This is a genomic window from Prochlorococcus marinus str. NATL2A (assembly GCF_000012465.1).
GTDB lineage: Bacteria > Cyanobacteriota > Cyanobacteriia > PCC-6307 > Cyanobiaceae > Prochlorococcus_B > Prochlorococcus_B marinus_B.
Genome location: NC_007335.2, coordinates 911,160 through 930,682, shown reverse-complemented (window position 1 = coordinate 930,682; position 19,523 = coordinate 911,160). Strand labels below are relative to the sequence as shown.

The following is a 19,523-nucleotide window of genomic DNA, read 5'->3' as shown; positions in this document are numbered from 1 at the left end:
ACTATCAATGTTTAATTTAAATGCACGTAAATGAAATTAGATCAATTTTTAAAATTCATGGGAATCGTTCAGACTGGAGGTGAAGCCAAAATGATTATTAAGTCAGGAAAAATATCAGTAAATGGCATGGTGGAAACAAGAAGAGGTAGGAAATTAATTGATGGAGATCAAATTTCTTTTGCAAATGAAACATACATTGTTCCAAATTCTGATCCTCTAGGCCGTAAGTTGGCAAGAAGCGAAAAATGAGGAGCTAGCGTGCGTAAACCGGTCATTGCAGGGAATTGGAAGATGAACATGACATGTACCGAAGCGATTGAGTACATGCGTGTATTAATTCCACTACTGAAAGATATTCCGAAAAAAGATAGGGAAATTGTTATTGCCCCCCCATTTACAGCCCTATACCCTCTGTCTGAGTTTATTAGGGACAGAAATGAATATCTATCGTTATCTAGCCAAAATGTTCATTGGGAGGATAGTGGGGCCTATACGGCAGAAGTTTCTCCCCTAATGCTTAATGAGCTTTCGGTTAAGTGTGCAATCGTTGGACACAGTGAACCTCGTAAATATTTTAGTGAAAGTGATGAACAAATTAATAAAAGAGCAAAATCCGCTCAAGATCATCAGTTAATTCCAATTGTTTGTGTTGGAGAAACTTTTCAACAAAGAGAAATGGGTGAAGCAGAAAGGGTTATACGAAGGCAAATTGAACAAGGTCTTGAAGGAATTGAAGTAAAAAGACTAATAGTTGCTTATGAACCAATCTGGGCTATTGGAACTGGTAAAACTTGTGAAGCCAATGAGGCTAATCGAATTTGTGGACTTATTCGTAAGTGGATTGGCTACGAAGATGTGATTATTCAATATGGTGGATCAGTAAAATCAAATAATATTGATGAAATCATGTCCATGTCAGATATTGATGGTGTACTAGTTGGAGGAGCATCTCTAGATCCTACAAATTTTGCCAGAATTGCTAACTACGAAAAAATCTAATAATTTCCAGCCTAAGCATTGGGAACGAGAAACCCAAATAATGGCAATAGTAAACATCACTGAAGATTCTTTTAGTGATGGAGGTCTGTACATAGACTTCCCCTCTGCGATTAATCATGCATCATTATGTATTAAACAAGGAGCAAATATTCTTGATATTGGTGCACAGAGCACACGACCTGGCGCATCTGAGGTAGGTCCTGAGACTGAGATTAAAAGATTAGTTCCATTAATAAAAGAACTAAAGTTATTACATCCAGAGATTCCAATTTCTGTAGACACCTTTCATCATTCTGTTGCAGAGAAAGTATTAAATATTGGTGCCGATTTGGTTAATGACGTTAGTGGTGGTCGACATGATCCTGAAATCTATAATGTTATCGCTAATAATGGATCTCCTTATATTTTGACTCATAGTCGTGGAAATAGTATGACAATGGATTCTTTAGCTGTATATACAAACGTTGTAAAAGATGTAAAAAATGAATTATCCAATCAAATTGATGTGGCACTATCTAAAGGCATTAAAGACGAGCAAATTATTATTGATCCTGGAATAGGTTTTGCAAAAAATGTCGATCATAACTTAACTTTGCTGAGAAATTTAGAAGAATTCGTTTCTATGAATTACCCAGTATTAATAGGTGCTTCTAGAAAAAGATTTATTGGATCAGTTATTAATGAAACTGACCCAAATAAAAGAATATTTGGAATGGCTGCCGTAGCCTCTAGATGTGTAAGTGCTGGTGTTGATATTCTAAGAGTTCATGATGTTAAACAAATTTCTCAAGTTATAATAATGACTAAGTCAATTATTTAAAATATTATTAATCTTCTGTATTAACCCCTTCGATTCTATCTTCTACTTCTTGATAAAGTTCTTTTAATTGTTCAATATTTTCATCTGATGTTTCCCAATATCCTCTCCCGTTAACTTCTAATAATGTACCAACTATTCTTCTAAAACTATGAGGATTTAATTCCATTAATCTTTTCCTCATCTCTGGATCATTTATAAAAGTTTCGTTTGATTCTTCATATACGAAATTATCAACTTGCCCACTAGTTGCACTCCATCCTAATGTGTAATTAAGTCTATTAGAAACCTCTCTTACTCCCTCATATCCTGACTTAAGCATTCCTTCATACCATTTTGGGTTAAGTAATTTTGTTCTGGAATCTAATCGAATAGTTTCACTTAATGATCTGACCTGAGCATTTGCTGTAGTTGTGTCGGCTATGTAACTACTTGGTGCTTTACCATCATCTCTAAGATTCTTAATTAAATTTGTTGGATCTGAGTCAAAGTAATGACTTACATCTGTTAATGATATTTCAGAAGAATCAAGATTTTGGAAGGTAACGTCAGCAGTTTTCATGACTGATTCAAAAACGTCTCTGTTCTGATTCATTTCCCCTGGATTATCTGCATTAAAAGCAAATGTTTTTCTTGAAAGGTACATTTCTTGCAATTCATTTTCTTCTTCCCATGTTGAATTCTCTACAGCCAAATTGACATTTGAGCTGTAACTTCCACTTGCATTTGAGAACACTCTGCTTGCTGATTCCCTAATACTTTTACCTTCCTTTTCTGCCTGCTCTAAGACATGCTTTCTTACAAAATTTTGATCAAGTGGTTCATCAGCCTCAGCAGCCATTTTTACTGCTTGGTCAATTAATGCCATTTGATTAATAAACAAATCTCTAAACACTCCAGAGCAGTTAACTACTACATCAATTCTTGGTCTTCCTAGTTCCTCAAGAGAAAGGAGTTCTAATTTATTTACCCTTCCGACAGAATCTGGTTTTGGTTTTACTCCTACAAACCAAAGGATTTGTGCTAATGATTCACCATAAGTTTTGATGTTGTCAGTACCCCAAAGTACGCAAGCGATAGTCTCTGGCCATGTACCTTGCTCCTCTTTCTGCCTCTCAATAAGTTTGTCAACTACTCCTTTGGCTGAAGCCACAGCCGCAACAGTTGGTATCGATTGGGGGTCTAATGCGTGAATATTTTTACCACTTGGTAATACTCCTGGGTTCCTAATAGGATCTCCTCCAGGACCAGGAATCACATAATCTCCATCTAGAGCTTTTAAAAGGCTCTCCATCTCTTTATCTGCACATATTTGCTCTAAGCAAAATCTCAAATAGTCAAAGACCTTATCTAGAGAACCTTGATTTACATTTTCAAAACCTGCTTTCTTAGCAGATGCTTGCCATGGTGATGGAATTGCGAAACCAATTCCTCTCAAGAACTCAACAATTAGCGTCCAGATATTCTTCTTCATATTTACTCTCCCATCTCTTCCTGTAAGAGATCTAACCATTGAACCAACAGCTTCTCTTGATGTTTCTGTAATTAATTTATTAAGTTCAACATCTTCTAATTTTCCCTTGTTATTACCTTCATAGACTTCCTCAATTGTTTTTCCTTTTGATTCAGCTAATAATCCTGGCAAAGATCTGATTCCATCATCTTCTCTTTCAATAGAAGCGATACTTACCAAGGTTGCAATTGCTTCCTCAGCAGTGGCTGGTTTACCAATTGTGTGTAAGCCGCAAGGTAATAATCGACTTTCTATTTCCATTAATTGTTTATATACATTTCCTACTACCAAATCTCTTTCATCTATTTCTAATTCGGAGGCATCTTTTTCAGGTAGTTTGACATCTTCATCAAGATTACATTTTTTTGATGTCTCAACTATTGCGTTAACAATTTGAATTCCTCTTCCACTTTCTCTTAATTGTTGATAAGAACCAACTAACTCTCCAAGTTCTTTTAGACCTTTATATAGTCCAGCGTTTTCAGCAGGGGGCGTTAAATAACTAATTGTTGATGCGTATCCTCTTCTTTTTGCGATTGTTGCTTCCGAAGGATTATTTGCTGCGTAGTAGTAAAGATTAGGTAGACCTCCAATCAATGAATCTGGATAACATGTCTCGCTCATACCCATTTGTTTCCCGGGCATGAATTCAAGCGATCCGTGGGTTCCAAAATGTAGAACTGCGTCTGCCTTCCAAACTTTTTCTAAATAAGTGTAATAAGCGGCAAATCCATGATGAGGACTAGCACTTCTAGAATAAAGCAATCTCATAGGATCACCTTCATATCCAAAGGTTGGTTGCACCCCTACAAATACATTTCCAAATTCTTTTCCATATATAAGAAGATTTTGTCCGTCACTATTTAAATTTCCCGGTGGCTTTCCCCAGTTCTCTTCTAGTCTCTCAGAATATGGAGTTAATTTCTCATATTCTTTTACACTCATTCGATGCGCTATTGATAGCTCAGGAGCACCTTGTAAAGCCTCTGGATCATTTATTAATGTCTCCATTAGTTCTTTTGGATTCTTAGGTAGATCTTTTATGTCATAACCTTTTTCCTTCATTTCTTCTAAAACTCTATAAATAGAGCCAAAGACGTCTAAATAAGCAGCTGTTCCAACATTCCCTTTATCAGGTGGAAAACTAAATACAGTAATAGCTAATTTCTTCTGGTCACGTTTTTTAATTCTTAGTGATGACCATCTGATAGCTCTTTCAGCTATTGCATCTACTCTGTCTTGTAGTGTATGAGCTTTGCCAGTTGCATCATCTCGACCAGATAAAACTATTGGCTCAATAGCACCATCTAATTCAGGGATTGCAATTTGAAGTGCAACTTGAACTGGATGAAGTCCTAGGTCACTTCCTTCCCATTCTTGAGTTGTTTGAAAAACGAGTGGCAGAGCAACCATGTAAGGTCGATTGAGCTTTTTTAAAGCATCGACAGCTTTTGGGTGATCTTGTCTTGCTGGACCTCCAACAAGTGCGAATCCTGTAAGTGAAACAACCCCATCTACAATGGGTTTATCAGGATTTATAGGATCGTAATAAAATTCATTTACTGGCTTAGAAAAATCTAACCCACCACAAAAAACAGGAATTACTGTTGCTCCCCTGTATTCCAATTCTTGAATAACTGCGACGTAGTGAGCATCGTCTCCAGTAACAATGTGACTTCTTTGAAGTACTAGTCCGATTACAGGACCGTTTTTAGCCTTACTTGATAGATCATCCCTAGAAGCTGTCCAATTTAAATATTCTTTTTTATCCTCAAACATATTTGGAGCTAAAGGATGCCAAATTCCCAAATCAGGGAAAACTTCAGGCTCTGCAACTTCAATTTTTTCTTCTTCTTTATTTAGTTCTGGAAATACATATTTGTCTCCAAGCATTAATAAGAAATTTCGAAGATTATCTGGAGTTCCTCCTAACCAATATTGAAAACTAAGCATAAAACTACGAGCGTCTTGTGCTTTGTCTACAGGCAGATACTTAAGAATTGAGGGTAGGGTATTTAGAAGCTTCAACATTGAATCTTGAAATCCAGCGCCGCCCGCTTCTTTCCTCTTCTTCATGAAATCGCCAATGATGCTTTTACTTTGGCCTAACTGCGCCATAGAAAAAGTTCCCAATTTGTTCAATCGCATTACTTCTGGCATTGATGGAAATACCACCGCTGCCTTAAGACTGTCTTTGTGAGGTTCAACTGCTTCAACAACTTTTTGCGCCAAATCTTCAATGAAAATCAATGAAGCTACGAATAAATCAGCATTTTCTATATCTTTTTTAAAGCTTTCATAATTGTTTGTATCTCTAAGTTCTTCAATTAAATATCCATTAAGTTCAATTCCAATAGGGCCATTTTGCGAATTTAATGAGTTAGCAGCCTGTGTAAGAGCATTTTGATATTGAGGCTCAAGGACTACATAAACAGCCTTCATCACAGCTTTATGCTTATGATTCTCGACAGGTGAAACTCTGCGATTTGCTGAGCGAACCTGTGTAAACATCTTTTCTTCTTAGGTAATTCGACCAAGCCTAGTGTTCAGTGGGCCTTTAGTGTGTTATTTAGTTAATGCGTGTTACATGAAAAAGCAAATATAATAATGCAAAAACAAATTCAATGAGTTCTGCTAATCAATCAATACCAGTTTTAGTAGCAGGAGCTATGGGTCGAATGGGATCTGAAGTTGTTAAAGCGATTAATTCATCCAAAGATTTTCAACTTGTTGGCGCAATTGATAACCAGAAGGACAAAGAAGGTCAAGACATAGGTTCGTTGCTGGGGTTAGGTGAATTAGATGTTTTCCTTTCTAGTGATTTCGAAGGCTCTTTGTGTGCTGCAAGTCAAAACGTCCCTAAAGATGGTTCAAATAATGGTGCTGTTTTAGTTGATTTTACTCATCCAAAATTTGCTTATAAACACACCCGTACATCAATCGCCTATGGAGTTCATCCTGTAATTGGTACCACTGGAATAACGGCAGATCAGTTAGATGATCTTTCTAAATTCGCAGACAAAGCTTCTCTTGGTTCAGCTATTATTCCTAATTTCTCAGTAGGTATGGTTTTGCTGCAGCAAGCCGCAGCCGCAGCAGCCCGTTTTTATGAGTTCGCTGAATTGACTGAAATGCATCACAACAAAAAGGCTGATGCCCCAAGTGGTACGTGTATCAAAACCGCCGAACTGATTGAGGAGCAACGTTCAAACTTCAATAGATCTTTTGTAGAGGAAGAAGAATCAATTAAAGGCTCTCGTGGCGGTTCTCGTGCTAGTGGCTTGAGACTCCATTCCGTAAGGTTGCCTGGTCTTGTTGCTCATCAGCAAGTCATGTTTGGGTCAAATGGAGAGACATATGAGTTATCTCATAACACTATTGATCGATCTGCCTACATGCCTGGCGTTCTATTAGTGATCAAAAAAATTAGATCATTCAATAAATTGGTTTACGGACTTGAGAAAATTTTATAGTTTTTAATACAAATGTTATTTCCTATTAAGCAAAATGAGATTAATAAATTGATTCCTGCTGTTGCGACAGGGAAACAATTCAATTCAGCATTAGGTAATCCTCAGAAAATCTTTCAGCGGATTATGATTTCTGCCATTGGTGGTGTTATTACTTTGCTAATTAGTCAAAGTCAAGTAACCAGTCAGTTCTATTCTCTATGGTTGGTATTAGGTGTTGTTTTTCTTTTATATATTTTATGGGGACCAATACTTGAAGCTAGTAGAAAAAATTCTAAGTTTAAAAGTTTTACTTTTTCAGCATTAGTTGATGGTTATATTTCTGATGTTTATGTGGAAGATAGGGTGGAAAATAAACAGGAGCAAGCTAATCAAGATGGAAGATTAGAGGTGTTAGAGAAAAAGCGAACATTCGTTATCTTGGATATAGAAGATGAAGATGGATTTATAGGTAATATAAGTTTTCCATTACAAAAGAAATTTAATATACTTACTAAAGGAATGAGAATTAACTGTGTGGTTTTTAGCAATAGAAGAGATTTTGATACAATTCAGGCGATAAGTGATGCTTGGTGTCCAGAAATAAATTTATGGGTAGGTTCTTATCCTTTTCTTCTTCGACCTGCCTTTGAGGAATTTGTTAATTTGAGAATTTCAGGCTAAATCTTTTTTGTAAAAAATGATATAATCGTATTTATGAATATAGCAATTATTGGTTCTGGATTAACTGGATCATTGGCCGCAATTTCATTAGCAAAAGCTGGCTGTAGAGTTGATCTATATGAGAGACTATCAGACGAAGAACTTGTCAATCGAGATCGAACATACGCTATTACACATTCCTCTAGAAAGATATTAGAAAAACTTGGTATCTGGTCAAATTTATCAAGGGATTTAGTACCATTTCAATTTCTGAATGTAATCGACTATGAATTAAATAAAAAGTTTGTATTTCTTACTAATGATTTACCTATTCCAGACCAAAAATATTCAGCAGTAGGTTGGATTGCTGAACATAAATTTATAATGTTATCAATTTTAAGCGTTATATCTAATTTAGAAAATATCAACAAGATTCCAACATCTGTGATTCCCAATACCAATAATTATGATCTAATTGTTGCTGCAGATGGATCAAGCTCTAATACAAAAAAAAAGCTTAACACACCCTCTTTTCATTTTAAATATGATCAGATGTGTATTACTGCTAAGGTTCTTCTTAGAGGGGTAAAATCTAATGAAGCATTCGAAATTTTAAATAGTGAGGGCCCATTTGCTGTTTTACCATTAGGAGGTGATTTATTTCAAGTTATATGTAGTCAATCAATCTTAAAGGGTACTTATAATATGAATTTATCTAAATCTCTATTTTTAGACTATTTATCTACAATTCTTCCTTACGGTATTGAACCTGACACTATTATTGATTCGCCAGAATCTTTTCCAATTGATTTTTGTCTTAACTATTTATTTTTTTCTGGTAAATATATTTACTTAGGTGAGACAGCACACAAAATTCATCCTGTAGGTGGTCAAGGACTAAATCTATGTTGGCGAGACGTTGATTGTTTGTCGAAATTATTATCTATTCCATTATTAAAGAATAATCATTCTTTAATTCCATTAATTTATTCTATTTCTAGATCGTTTGATGTACTATCCATATCTATTTTAACGGATAGTTTAGTAAGATATTCTCGAAGCAATATTTCTATCTTTTATTTACCTAGGTTACTTGTATTTTTTATTTTAAAAAAATCATCTTTATTTAGGAAATATATTCTCAATTTAATGACTAATGGATTCTAATTTGATTTATATATAAATGATAAATACGATTAATTCTATCAATCCTCCATCAACTGAATTGTGTAATTTCATAATTGATAACTTAGGTATAAGTCAGGGAGCGCTCGAATTAGGAATAAAAAGATCTTGTTTGGAAAATTCTCCACTTCCTATTGTAATGTGGAGTTATGGTTTAATTACATTGTCTCAACTAAAGATAATACTTTTGTGGCTAAAGAATAACTAATACTTTATTAGGGTTTCTACAAATAAATTTGAATCTAAATTTTCTCTCCCTTTAAGTTCAGTTAGCTCTACAAGAAAAGCATATCCAATTAAATTACCACCTGCTTTTTTGATCAAGTTACCTGCTGCACCTGCTGTTCCTCCTGTAGCTAGTAAATCATCAAATAACATTATCTTACTATCCTTTTCCATTATATTTTGCTGGATTTCTAATCTGTCTTCACCGTATTCAAGCTTATAATTAGTACCTATTACTTCTCCAGGTAATTTATTAGGTTTTCTAATAGTAATTAAACCTATCTCAAGCTTAAATGCCAATGCAGATGCAGAAATAAATCCTCTTGATTCTATGCCAGCAATATAATCAGGTTTTTTAGTAGATATCAGGTTCTGAAGAGGAAACATTAATTCTTTCCATATCTTGGGCTCTTTATATATTGGGTTTAAGTCTTTGAAGACAATTCCCTTTTTCGGGTAATCATTTATTTCTGTAATGTATTTTTTTAAGTGATCCATGCAATATAAATATTTGAGGTGTGCGATTTTATTAAACCAACATTAAAGCTAGCAAATCAGCAAACTCCTGTCATTATTGACACTATGAAGACTTCTAATTTAGTTGCCACGCATAGTAAAGAATTCATTAATGAATCCAATAATTTTAAAACCTGTGGTGAAAGTGGTTATTTAAATTGTTTTATTTCAAAGGATGCCTCTAAAAAACTTGATTTTTTACTTTTAGTTATCGAAACGCTTCAAATCAATGCAATGGATTCCCTCTTTTTGAAGGCTAATAATATTGGTTTATCAGATGAGTTCACTAGTAGAGTTCAATTCTGGAAAATTAGATGTTCTAACCCGTTGAGGAAAAGTCACACCTTTTCATCACTCTCATTTGAGCAGATAGATTCTCTTGTTGAACTTATTTCTTCCATGGCAGAAAACCTTTATCCTCTTATTAGGCAATTACTTTCCTCCAAAGAATCTAAGACACTGAATCAAGAGCGATGGATTTTATTTAGTTCACGTCTTAAGTCACTTATATCCGAGAGGATGAATTTGAAGCGTAGTTATATAATCTCCTTATTAAATGATGATAAGCATGAATTTTTTAGAGAGTTATTAGTCATTCTTTCTTTGTCTTGTGGAAAAGGTGGTGCTTGTCGACTTAAAGCTTCTTTATATCACCAATCTTAGTTTATATAAATGATTAATTTATCTTATAGATTTGATCAAAACTCTTCATCTCTAGAACTAGATGGTATGCCAGATGTTTCAAATGGAGACTCAGAGAATACTATTGGTATCTTATCTTCATGGACATTGAAAATAATCGGCTCACCTACACTAGAGGGTGAAAAGGAACATCTTGAAAACTTGATGCAAGTAATTCTTCAATATTCACGGTCGTATATCTCTGGAATTCGAAAAACATTTATATCAAAAAAAAATATTGTAATGATCTCTCCATTTGGCAGTAGTCATAAATTACGTCTTAATAGTACAAAGAAAGATGTTAAGCCTCTAGAAATTATATTAGATGATTCAGAATTGTCTGATCTTACTCAATGTTTAGATCTATTGAGGTTTGATTCCAGATTTAACCTTAATTGGAATATCACTTTAGATAGACCTTACAGCAAGAGATATATTAATTCTAGTGCTTATAAATCAAAGAAAAGATTTGCTTTATTTTATGCATTCATTTTATTTTTATCTACAAGCTCCCTTATGTTATTGATCCCTACCAATAATAAATTTGATCTGAGCGAACCTACTAAATCATCTCAAACTATAAATGAATAAGGTTTATATTAACTAAATAATAATCTATTAATTGGCTTTAGATTGATATATTGTCTATTAATTTACTTATATATACGCTAATACATTAAAACTCTACTAGTATTAACGAAATATATTGATTAGGATGAAACTCTCATCATACGATAGGAATAAGTGTGATATTAGTGACGATGAAATCTTTTATCAACAGCCAAGATTTGTTCATCACCTTAGCGATTCATTCAGAAATAGGCTGACAAGTTTATACACTGAGTATCTGCTTAATCATCACATTATTTTAGATTTAATGAGTAGTTGGGTAAGTCATTTACCATCTAATATTAGTTATAAAAAAGTTATTGGTCATGGAATGAATGAAGCTGAGTTAAGTTCTAATGAAAGACTTGATAGGTTCTTCGTACAAAATTTAAATAAGAAACAAAATATGCCAATTGAAGATTCTTCTGTTGATGTTGGATTAATTGTTGCAGGCTGGCAATATCTTCAATATCCTGAAAAAGTTTCATTAGAACTATCAAGGGTTATCAAATCTGATTCATTATTGATAATCTCCTTCACTAATCGAGCATTCTGGACAAAAGCTCCAAACATCTGGACATATTCGTCAGAGGAAAAAAGAATTGAATATGTAACTAGTGTCCTTACTTCTAATGGATGGAGGATAGAAAAAATATTAAATGAGAAAACTCAAGATAAAAAGCTTTTTGGGTTTTACTCATCAGAGAGTGATCCTTTTTTTTCAGTGATTGCAAGAAACAATAAGTCTAATTACTGATCTACTTTTTATGAATACTTGTATTTAGTATAAATTCATAATAGTTTTTTTTTATGTCCTGTTCTCTAATTAAATTTAGTTCTGAGGATTGTGGAACTTGTCACAGGATGAGCTTCTTTGATTCTAAAGTTGCGACCGAATTAGGTATAGAATTTATTAGCGTAAAACTACAAGATACAGTGGTTTATAGAAAATATAGACCAATATTATTAAAGCAATATCCTACAAAAGAAGGTATGGGCTGGCCTACTTATCTATTAGTTAATGATCCGGAGGGAGAATTTGAGATTATTGGTGAGCTTAAAGGTGGTATTGCTAAGGGTGATTTTAGAGAGAGGCTTTCAAACCTAATAACTAATTGATCTTCAATTAATTGACTGGTTGCATCAAGCCACCACTTCCAGAGTCAGAATCATCATCGTCGTTTCCGGCGTCTACAGTCAAAAGTGTATACACCCCTAATGCTAAAAGACTTATCATTCCGCTAAAAAGGCTGAGTCCATATTGGTTTGAACTAATTTCTATTACTTCACCCAAGGTAAAAATACTCAAATTTTGGTGACTATAGCAATCTTTTACTTTTAAGGCATTTTGTTCAACCAATTGAATAATTGACCGCTTGTTTTACTGAATTGAAAATTTGATTTATTAAGCGTTTATTTCTGAATTCATAAGTTTTAGCCATTCAGTTAATTGATCTAGAAGTTTATCGCTATCCAAGATTCCGAGCCCTCGAATAGTCACCGTTGAACACTTATCCCCTTTCTTATAAATAAATCTTCCATGAAGGTGATTAGCCAAACCTTTTCTTAGTAACTTGAATGCTGGCTCATCCATCATTGTCTCAAGCTCAACATTTGGTTTGGATAACTTGATTCTTGAGAAGCCACACTTTTTAGCGATTATTTTTAATTTCATTACTTCTATTAATGATTCAACTGCTTTTGGTAATGTTCCATATCTATCAACCAAGTTGCTAGCAAATTGAACTAATGAATCATTGTTTTCGCATTGTGTGGCTAATCTATATGCATTTATTTTTTCATCTGGATCAGTTATCCAATCTCCTGGTATAAAAGCTGTCACAGGTAGATCTATTTGAGTATCGTCAACACTAGGAATGTCTTGCCCCTGTATTTCGGCAATAGTTTCCTGTAATAATTCCATATACAAATCAAATCCTATTGTTTCCATTTGTCCGCTTTGTTCAATACCTAAGATATTTCCAACGCCTCTAATTTCCATGTCCCTCATGGCTAACTGATAACCACTGCCCAAATCACTAAATTCTTTTATAGCCTTTAAACGTTGCCTTGATGTCTCATTTAATTTCTCATCGCTTGGATAAAATAACCAAGCATGTGCTTGTACTCCACTTCGGCCTACTCTGCCTCTCAATTGGTAAAGTTGAGATAAACCAAACTTGTGAGAATCTTCAATTAAAATAGTATTTACTCTAGGAATATCTAATCCACTTTCTACAATAGTTGTACAAAGCAAAATATCGGCTTCTCCTGCATTAAATGCAAGCATTGCATTCTCTAATGCTCCCTCCTCCATTTGACCATGTGCAATCAATAATTTCACATTTGGGATCATAATTTTTAATTTCTCTGCTACATCTTCTATTCCTTTTATTCGAGGAACAATATAAAATATTTGTCCACCTCTATCAATCTCTTGTGAAATTGCACTTCTTATTATTTCATTATCGAGGGGTGCTAAGTGTGTTTTAATTGGCCTTCGTAGGGGAGGCGGTGTTGTTATTAAACTCATTTCACGGACACCAGAAAGACTCATATAGAGTGTTCTTGGAATTGGAGTCGCTGAAAGGGTTAATACATCTACACTTTTTTTTAATTCCTTTATTTTCTCTTTTTGATTAACTCCAAAACGTTGTTCTTCATCTATAACTAGAAGTCCCAAGTCCTTATAAACTAATTTTTTGTTCAAGAGCTGATGTGTACCAACAACTGCATCAATTTGTCCATCTTTCAGGCCACTAACTATATGTTTTTTTTCACTATTTGTTTTAAATCTATTGAGTAATGAAACTTTTATAGGATAAGGAGCAAATCGATCAGAAATAGTTCTCCAATGTTGTTGAGATAATACAGTCGTTGGTGCTAATAAAGCTATTTGTTTTCCTGAGGTAATAGCCTTAAATATTGCTCGTATAGCAACTTCTGTTTTCCCAAATCCAACATCGCCGCAAACTAATCTATCCATAGGCTTTTCACTTTCCATATCAGATTTAACTTGAGATGTAGCTGTTGCTTGATCAGGTGTAAGTGCGTATGGAAATGAGTCTTCTAATTCGTTTTGCCAGGGCCCATCACATGGGAATTTATACCCTTTTTCTTTACTTCTTTCTGCATATAACTTAATTAAATCAATAGCAACTTTTTTAACGGATTTCTTTGCCTTTTCCTTTATTTTGTTCCAATTAGCTCCTCCTAATTTACTAATTGTAGGAGTCTTTGCATTTGAACTTCTATACCTACCTAGACTTCCAAGTTGATCTGCAGCAACACTTAGCTTTCCATCCATATATTTTATTACCAAATAATCTCTTGACTCTCCATTAATATTTAATTTTTCAATTTTCTGAAATAAACCAATTCCATGATTTCTATGAACAACATAATCGCCTGGTTTCATCTTATTAGGATCTATCTTTTTACTTTGAGATTGTTTTCTTCTTCTTATATAACCAGTCGTAGAAATATTTTGTTGTCCGAAAAACTCCTTATCCGTTAATAGTGCAATTTTCCATGCAGGAAGATAAAATCCTTCAATTTCACCCTCATTTTTATTTTTAATAGCTACTGGAATATTGTCATCGATAATATTTTTGATACCATTAAGATCGGTATTATTAGGTATAAACTTTGAGATACATTCATGTTCTTCTAACAAAGAAACTGCACGACTAGGTTGTGCTGAAATTATCCAAATAGAATATTTATTCTTGATGTAATCTTTTAAAGATAAACTTATTTTACCGTATTGATTAGGCAGCCAATTATGAACTTTGCTTGAAATACTAAAAACATTCGTTTTCTTTGTAGTGTCTTCTAAATCTGTTATATCAATACCTTTATAATTATTTAGAGAATCATATATATCATTAATGTCTTTATGAAGATTAGGTTTAAATATAGTTTTTGTTGCTTCACTACCTTTTATAGTAGTAATTACATCTGTATAATTATCATTAACAATATTATACCAAGCTTTCCCATGAGATATACCTTGAAACCTCTCATCAACCACAATAAATGTCTTATCATCTAAGTAATCTAATAATGATGAAGGCTTGTCAAATGCAACTCCTAAATATTTCTTTGCTGAATCCAATTTATTTGAATCTACTAACTCAGAGAACTCATCATTAGTAAATAAACTCGATATATCCTTGTTGTCAGTTGATATAAGCTTATTAATGATTAGTGGATCAAAACCCGTGGGTGTTATGCATACATTGTTGATTTGATCTAATGACCTTTGTGAAATTGGATCAAATTCTTTAATCTTATCTAATAGATCACCAAATAGCTCTAATCTAATTGGAAGTTCACTACTAACAGGGTAAATATCAATAATATCTCCACGTCTTGTCCATGTTCCTTCTTGATCTATATTATTAGACTTGATATATCCACTTTCACTCAATTTTAAAGATAAATCACTTAGATTTATTTCATCACCTACGTTTAATTTAATACACTTTTCTCTAAGGTGTTCAAATGGGGGCAGATGTGGTTGTAAAGATCTTTCTGTTGCAATTATTGCGATATTCTCATCATCTTTTAATTCCAATATATCGCTTAGTACTTGTAATTGACCCCAAATGATTTCTGAAGTAACCTGCGTAGTTTCATATGGTGAGACTTCACTTGTTGGATATAAACATGTCTTAGTCCAACCGCAATCTTTTACAAGGGGATACCATCTAGTTGCATCTTCTAATGTTGGGACAATTACTAATAATCTTTTGGACTCATTTTTAGCAAGCGAAGTTGTTATTAATGCCTTTGCTGTCCGCGATGCTCCTGTTAATATTAATCTTTCTTCTCTATTTGTTCGTTCAATCAACTCAGTTGTTAAATGATGGTTTTCTAAATATTTTGCTATTGACTCTAAGGACACTATTCTTTTTTACTTATTTTTATCTAATTAACCCTAACATTTTAATTGTCTTATTGAGAAGGCTTAATGAGCTAGATATTCATTTCGAATCAATTTTAGCTTCTCAACGAATGATACTAATTGTGTTTCACTAAGTTCCTTTCTAGTTAAAACATTAAACTCCTTTTGTAGAAATTCTCGTCCCTGTTTATGATCCCATGATAAATCCCTAAGTATAATGTCAGACTCTTCTATTAAAGTATTGAGATTCCCATTTGATACTTTGAATTGATTTGGAATATCAGTCTTTTTTAATAGACATAGATACTTCACTATATCAGCATAGCTAGTTATTTTATTTCGATTATTATAACCTAATTTTTTTTCTAGGAAATTTATTTCATCATCTCTGGACCATTTTAGCCGTTCAATTTCTGCATCTATCGCTGTTAATTCGCTACTCCAATCATTTGGCTCATGATTGATATTAATATCTTCAACCTTTTCTCTTTTAGGTAATTCAACCTTTTCACTATTAGGAAGTTCAATTCTTAATGGAGTTTTGGTTTTATGTTCATTATTAGTATTAATACTCGACACATCTTTTGTGACTGCATTTATCCTTTCATTCAGTCTTGATATGGCTTTATCTTCTGCAACTTCTACTGTTGGCCCCTCTGCTAGAGCACTTCCTAAATTTCTGTCATTAAGCCAACCATTTACTTGAACAACAGCTTTATTTTCTGATATGTGGCAAAGCTTTGATTCGATTCTCATAACCCTATTGACTTAGCACTGAATTGAATAATTAGAGTTAACATATACCAAACAGACAATATTAATAGCTCTTTTTCTTTAATTTAATGGATTCAGCATCTCTCAGATCCTTAACTCCTTTACTGGATGGTATTGATAGATGGGTTGAACTTGCTCCTCTTTTGCCTGTTATTGTTTCATTAGAGCTTGTATTGTCAGCTGATAACGCAGTGGCTCTTGCCTCAATAACTAAGAATCTGAATAATATTAATCTGCAAAGAAAAGCACTAAATATTGGTATATTTATCGCTTTATTATTAAGAATACTTGTAATTCTTACGGCTCAATTTTTCTTAAACTTTTGGCCAGTTAAGCTTATTGGTGGTATTTATTTGATTTCTCTTTCAATTTCAAAGTTTTTATCTTTGAACAATAATGGCTCTAATCAAAATTTAATCGAAAATAGTGAACAATCTAATATTTCATTATTTAAGGTAATTCTTCTATTGTCAGTAACTGATTTAGCTTTTTCTATAGATAGTATTACAGCAGCTGTCGCAATAAGCGATCAATTCCTTTTAGTGATTACTGGAGCAATTATCGGAGTTATCGCATTACGTTTCACATCTGGACTATTTATTAAATGGCTTGAGATATATATTAATTTAGAAAAAGCTGGTTATATTGCAGTTGGACTTATTGGATTAAAGTTAATCATTCAATTAGTTTTATTCAAATTAGTTATACCTGAATATTTATTCTTCTTGGTAATGTTATTTCTTTTCATTTGGGGCTTTTCAAAGAAGAATAGTTCTATTAGTAATGTTTAGATTCCAAGTTTATCATTGATGCTAAGATTTGACTGGATTGATAACGTATAACTGTCTGTTGCTTTTTTGCCTTCTAACTGTGCATATTTAATTAGAACAGGAAAATCATTTGTCATTATTTTTATACCAATTTGTTTATTTATCATAAATATTTCTCCAGGTATTCTATTTGATTTTGATTGATTTTTTATATCTTGACTTTCTTTAGATTGATTATTATCGCAAGATATAATTGCATCTAAAATCTTTATTCTTTTACCATTATACAATGTATAAGCATTGGGGTATAATCCTTGAATTTTTTTTAATATCTTTCTTGCATCTTGATTCCAATCTATTAAATTGTCTTCTTTTGTTATTTGTCTTGCATAACTTGGAATACCATTTAAATTTCTCTGCTCAATTGCATTCAATTGTTTAAGTCTTGATGATTTGTTTAATCCTTTGGTTAGCTTTATTTTTTCAAGTGACTTAAGTAAAAGTTTTGATGACATTACCGATAGTCTATTCGTAAGTATCTCAAGATTATCTGAATCTTTTATAACTGTTGACTCTTGTTCAATAACTGGTCCTGTATCTAAGCCTTCTTCCATTGACATAATACAAATACCTGTCTTGGCATCAGCATTAATTATGCTCCACTGAATTGGTGCAGCTCCTCTCCAAACAGGAAGCAGAGAAGCGTGGCTATTCCAGCATCCAAGTTTTGGCTGATCTAATATTTCTTTTGGAAGAATTTGACCAAAAGCAACAACTAGATAAACATCAGCCTTCAAATTCAGGAGTATCTCTTTTGTTTTTTGATCTTTACTTATTGAATTTGTTGCATAGACAGGTATGGATAGTTCTTCAGCTGCTTCTTTTACTGGAGAAGGTGACAATTTTTTGCCCCTTCCACGCTTTCTGTCTGGTTGAGTAACTACAGCTATAACTTCGTAGCCGGCCTTAGCGATGGTTTTTAAATTTTCTGCGGCATATTTAGGCGTTCCCCAAAAAACAATCTTCACGCTTCCCCAGTAATTGACATGTTCTCAACCCAAACATGAGGGCTGATGCCTTGATGTGTAACTATCTGTTCATCTTCAATTTTTAGAATACTTGATAAAACTTTTAAAATATCTCCAGCAACTGTAGCGGCTTCAATTGATGTCTTCTTCCCATCATTAACTATCCATCCATCAAAGGGCAAGGAGAAGGACCCTTGACTAGCCTTGACTCCAGAATGAATCGCAGATAACTCATCTATCAATATATATTCTTTGATTGTATTTTTAATGCTTAGACTTTCATCTTTATCCATTTCAGATTCACTTTTGCTTACGACTAGCCAATCTGGAGAAACAGATACCTTAGCGCCTAAACCCGCATGCCCTGTAGGTCTAACGCCAAATTTCCTTGCTGTTGCCTCTGAATGAAGTAGTTGAGTCAAAATTCCGTTTGTGACCAATTGGATATTTTGTGTTGGTGTTCCTTCACCATCAAAACTAAAAGCTCCAACATTTTTAGGATGAAGACCTTCGTCGCTTATGTTTAAATTTGGAACTGAAATTTGATTACCTAGTGAGTCTTCTTTCATTAAACTTAGTCCATCAATAATAGACCGTGCATTAAACATAGAACTAAATGCACTTATTAGTTGAAGAAAAGCCTCAGGAGTAAAACAAACAAGATACTTGTTTGTTTCTATTGATTTATAATCTAAATGACTAATTAACTTATCAGATGTTTCACTTATACATGAATCAATATCAAGTTCTTCTAAATTAGAGTTTATTCTTATCCCCCCTGCACTTCTAGGCTTCTTATTTTGTTCCTCAGCCTTGGCATACAAATATATAGAAGATTGTGATAATTTCATATGTCTATTAGCACCTTCACTATTTATATATATTCTTTCCATATAACTTTCATTTAAACCATTGTAAGGAACAGAATCTATTGATTTATGAGTATCTATTAATTCTTTTTCTGCCTTCTTTAAAATACTAAGCAATTGATCAATTGTATGGGAATTAGAAATTTCAGGATTAATTTCTTCTAATTCTGATTTTGCTAATGAGGAAAACTCAGGAGAATCTTTTTCATTACCAAAAAGACTAGCTTCAATTGCTCCCTTCATTGCTTTTTTAATGCCTTCACTAGTTAGGTCGGATGTACTAGTGATTCCTACTTGATTGTTTTTATTCCATACTCTCAAGGTCATGGAATTTCTTTGTGAACCTTTTAATTGTTTAGCATTACCTTGCTGAACTTGAACAGATATATCACTACTGGATGATGCGCCCATATCCCATTTTTTTATAGATGACTCTTCACTATATTTTTCTAAAAGTTTATTCAATATAATTGGATCTAACGCACTTTTTTTAGGATTAGTGATTGATTTATTCAT

19 protein-coding genes are annotated in these 19,523 nt (G+C 33.3%); 12 read left to right on the top strand and 7 right to left on the bottom strand.

Annotated elements, in window-relative coordinates:
- Positions 1-30 precede the first annotated feature (30 nt).
- From PMN2A_RS04880 to folP, 3 genes are read left to right on the top strand one after another with little or no spacing between them, the layout of a single operon-like run.
- Positions 31-249, top strand: a complete 219-nt coding sequence (locus PMN2A_RS04880; protein ID WP_011293917.1) for an RNA-binding S4 domain-containing protein — start codon at positions 31-33, stop codon at positions 247-249.
- Positions 250-258: 9 nt separating this feature from the next.
- Positions 259-999 carry a triose-phosphate isomerase gene (tpiA, locus tag PMN2A_RS04875; RefSeq protein ID WP_011293916.1) on the top strand — a complete coding sequence of 247 codons (741 nt, stop codon included), beginning with the start codon at positions 259-261 and terminating at the stop codon, positions 997-999.
- Positions 968-1,819: a dihydropteroate synthase gene (gene folP / locus PMN2A_RS04870; RefSeq protein WP_225866279.1), complete on the top strand. Its 852-nt coding sequence runs from the start codon at positions 968-970 to the stop codon at positions 1,817-1,819. The genes tpiA and folP overlap by 32 nt, the downstream gene beginning before the upstream one ends.
- 7 nt (positions 1,820-1,826) lie before the next feature.
- On the opposite strand, the gene PMN2A_RS04865 is transcribed toward folP, so the two are convergent.
- Positions 1,827-5,840, bottom strand: a complete 4,014-nt coding sequence (locus tag PMN2A_RS04865) for a magnesium chelatase subunit H (RefSeq protein ID WP_011293914.1) — start codon at positions 5,838-5,840, stop codon at positions 1,827-1,829.
- A gap of 113 nt (positions 5,841-5,953) precedes the next feature.
- Here PMN2A_RS04865 and dapB point away from each other — a divergent pair, with 113 nt between their 5' ends.
- The 4 genes from dapB to PMN2A_RS04845 are packed head-to-tail and all read left to right on the top strand — an operon-like array spanning position 5,954 to position 8,834.
- Positions 5,954-6,802 carry a 4-hydroxy-tetrahydrodipicolinate reductase gene (gene dapB, locus PMN2A_RS04860; RefSeq protein ID WP_011293913.1) on the top strand — a complete coding sequence of 283 codons (849 nt, stop codon included), beginning with the start codon at positions 5,954-5,956 and terminating at the stop codon, positions 6,800-6,802.
- 12 nt (positions 6,803-6,814) lie between these two features.
- Positions 6,815-7,462, top strand: coding sequence for a hypothetical protein (locus tag PMN2A_RS04855; protein WP_011293912.1), 648 nt, complete (start codon positions 6,815-6,817; stop codon positions 7,460-7,462).
- A gap of 33 nt (positions 7,463-7,495) precedes the next feature.
- A complete protein-coding gene (locus PMN2A_RS04850) occupies positions 7,496-8,608 on the top strand; it encodes an FAD-dependent monooxygenase (RefSeq protein ID WP_011293911.1) in 1,113 nt (370 codons plus the stop codon).
- 16 nt (positions 8,609-8,624) lie between these two features.
- Positions 8,625-8,834: a DUF2949 domain-containing protein gene (locus tag PMN2A_RS04845; protein ID WP_011293910.1), complete on the top strand. Its 210-nt coding sequence runs from the start codon at positions 8,625-8,627 to the stop codon at positions 8,832-8,834.
- Here the strand turns inward: PMN2A_RS04845 and PMN2A_RS04840 are convergent.
- Complete coding sequence (locus PMN2A_RS04840; RefSeq protein ID WP_011293909.1) at positions 8,831-9,349, bottom strand: adenine phosphoribosyltransferase; 519 nt, start codon at positions 9,347-9,349, stop codon at positions 8,831-8,833. The two genes, PMN2A_RS04845 and PMN2A_RS04840, sit on opposite strands and share 4 nt — an antisense overlap.
- An 18-nt stretch (positions 9,350-9,367) precedes the next feature.
- On the opposite strand from PMN2A_RS04840, the gene PMN2A_RS04835 reads away from it, so the two are divergent.
- The 4 genes from PMN2A_RS04835 (at position 9,368) to PMN2A_RS04820 (ending at position 11,776) form a co-directional block, all read left to right on the top strand.
- The gene (locus tag PMN2A_RS04835; protein WP_011293908.1) at positions 9,368-10,030 is read left to right on the top strand and encodes a DUF3038 domain-containing protein; all 663 of its coding nucleotides are present in this window, start codon (positions 9,368-9,370) and stop codon (positions 10,028-10,030) included.
- 9 nt (positions 10,031-10,039) lie between these two features.
- Entirely contained in the window at positions 10,040-10,639 is a 600-nt protein-coding gene (locus PMN2A_RS04830; RefSeq protein WP_011293907.1) for a DUF4335 domain-containing protein, read from the top strand.
- Positions 10,640-10,763: 124 nt separating this feature from the next.
- The gene (locus PMN2A_RS04825; protein WP_011293906.1) at positions 10,764-11,414 is read left to right on the top strand and encodes a methyltransferase domain-containing protein; all 651 of its coding nucleotides are present in this window, start codon (positions 10,764-10,766) and stop codon (positions 11,412-11,414) included.
- 53 nt (positions 11,415-11,467) lie between these two features.
- Positions 11,468-11,776 (top strand): hypothetical protein, encoded by a 309-nt coding sequence (locus PMN2A_RS04820; protein WP_011293905.1) that lies wholly within the window; start codon positions 11,468-11,470, stop codon positions 11,774-11,776.
- 7 nt (positions 11,777-11,783) lie between these two features.
- Here the strand turns inward: PMN2A_RS04820 and PMN2A_RS04815 are convergent, their stop codons facing one another.
- From PMN2A_RS04815 to PMN2A_RS04805, 3 genes are all read right to left on the bottom strand, one after another.
- Positions 11,784-12,017, bottom strand: coding sequence for a hypothetical protein (locus PMN2A_RS04815; RefSeq protein ID WP_011293904.1), 234 nt, complete (start codon positions 12,015-12,017; stop codon positions 11,784-11,786).
- A 45-nt stretch (positions 12,018-12,062) separates the two neighbouring features.
- On the bottom strand, positions 12,063-15,566 hold the full coding sequence (mfd, locus tag PMN2A_RS04810) for a transcription-repair coupling factor (RefSeq protein WP_011293903.1): 3,504 nt from the start codon (positions 15,564-15,566) through the stop codon (positions 12,063-12,065).
- A 63-nt stretch (positions 15,567-15,629) separates the two neighbouring features.
- Positions 15,630-16,322: a hypothetical protein gene (locus PMN2A_RS04805; protein WP_011293902.1), complete on the bottom strand. Its 693-nt coding sequence runs from the start codon at positions 16,320-16,322 to the stop codon at positions 15,630-15,632.
- 86 nt (positions 16,323-16,408) lie between these two features.
- Here PMN2A_RS04805 and PMN2A_RS04800 point away from each other — a divergent pair, with 86 nt between their 5' ends.
- On the top strand, positions 16,409-17,131 hold the full coding sequence (locus PMN2A_RS04800) for a TerC family protein (protein ID WP_011293901.1): 723 nt from the start codon (positions 16,409-16,411) through the stop codon (positions 17,129-17,131).
- On the opposite strand, the gene fmt is transcribed toward PMN2A_RS04800, so the two are convergent.
- Together fmt and PMN2A_RS04790 are read right to left on the bottom strand one after the other, a co-directional pair.
- The gene (fmt, locus tag PMN2A_RS04795; RefSeq protein ID WP_011293900.1) at positions 17,128-18,138 is read right to left on the bottom strand and encodes a methionyl-tRNA formyltransferase; all 1,011 of its coding nucleotides are present in this window, start codon (positions 18,136-18,138) and stop codon (positions 17,128-17,130) included. The two genes, PMN2A_RS04800 and fmt, sit on opposite strands and share 4 nt — an antisense overlap.
- The gene (locus tag PMN2A_RS04790) at positions 18,135-19,523 is read right to left on the bottom strand and encodes a TldD/PmbA family protein (RefSeq protein ID WP_011293899.1); all 1,389 of its coding nucleotides are present in this window, start codon (positions 19,521-19,523) and stop codon (positions 18,135-18,137) included. The genes fmt and PMN2A_RS04790 overlap by 4 nt, the downstream gene beginning before the upstream one ends.

What these genes read in the sequence shown, in the direction of transcription:
- PMN2A_RS04830 (WP_011293907.1), top strand. Translation starts at nt 10,040, where the DNA reads ATGATTAATTTATCTTATAGATTTGATCAAAACTCTTCATCTCTAGAA.
- PMN2A_RS04805 (WP_011293902.1), bottom strand. Translation starts at nt 16,322, where the DNA reads ATGAGAATCGAATCAAAGCTTTGCCACATATCAGAAAATAAAGCTGTT.
- dapB (WP_011293913.1), top strand. Translation starts at nt 5,954, where the DNA reads ATGAGTTCTGCTAATCAATCAATACCAGTTTTAGTAGCAGGAGCTATG.
- PMN2A_RS04825 (WP_011293906.1), top strand. Translation starts at nt 10,764, where the DNA reads ATGAAACTCTCATCATACGATAGGAATAAGTGTGATATTAGTGACGAT.
- PMN2A_RS04800 (WP_011293901.1), top strand. Translation starts at nt 16,409, where the DNA reads ATGGATTCAGCATCTCTCAGATCCTTAACTCCTTTACTGGATGGTATT.
- PMN2A_RS04840 (WP_011293909.1), bottom strand. Translation starts at nt 9,349, where the DNA reads ATGGATCACTTAAAAAAATACATTACAGAAATAAATGATTACCCGAAA.
- PMN2A_RS04865 (WP_011293914.1), bottom strand. Translation starts at nt 5,840, where the DNA reads ATGTTTACACAGGTTCGCTCAGCAAATCGCAGAGTTTCACCTGTCGAG.
- PMN2A_RS04880 (WP_011293917.1), top strand. Translation starts at nt 31, where the DNA reads ATGAAATTAGATCAATTTTTAAAATTCATGGGAATCGTTCAGACTGGA.
- PMN2A_RS04855 (WP_011293912.1), top strand. Translation starts at nt 6,815, where the DNA reads ATGTTATTTCCTATTAAGCAAAATGAGATTAATAAATTGATTCCTGCT.
- PMN2A_RS04790 (WP_011293899.1), bottom strand. Translation starts at nt 19,523, where the DNA reads ATGAATAAATCAATCACTAATCCTAAAAAAAGTGCGTTAGATCCAATT.
- PMN2A_RS04820 (WP_011293905.1), top strand. Translation starts at nt 11,468, where the DNA reads ATGTCCTGTTCTCTAATTAAATTTAGTTCTGAGGATTGTGGAACTTGT.
- PMN2A_RS04845 (WP_011293910.1), top strand. Translation starts at nt 8,625, where the DNA reads ATGATAAATACGATTAATTCTATCAATCCTCCATCAACTGAATTGTGT.
- PMN2A_RS04850 (WP_011293911.1), top strand. Translation starts at nt 7,496, where the DNA reads ATGAATATAGCAATTATTGGTTCTGGATTAACTGGATCATTGGCCGCA.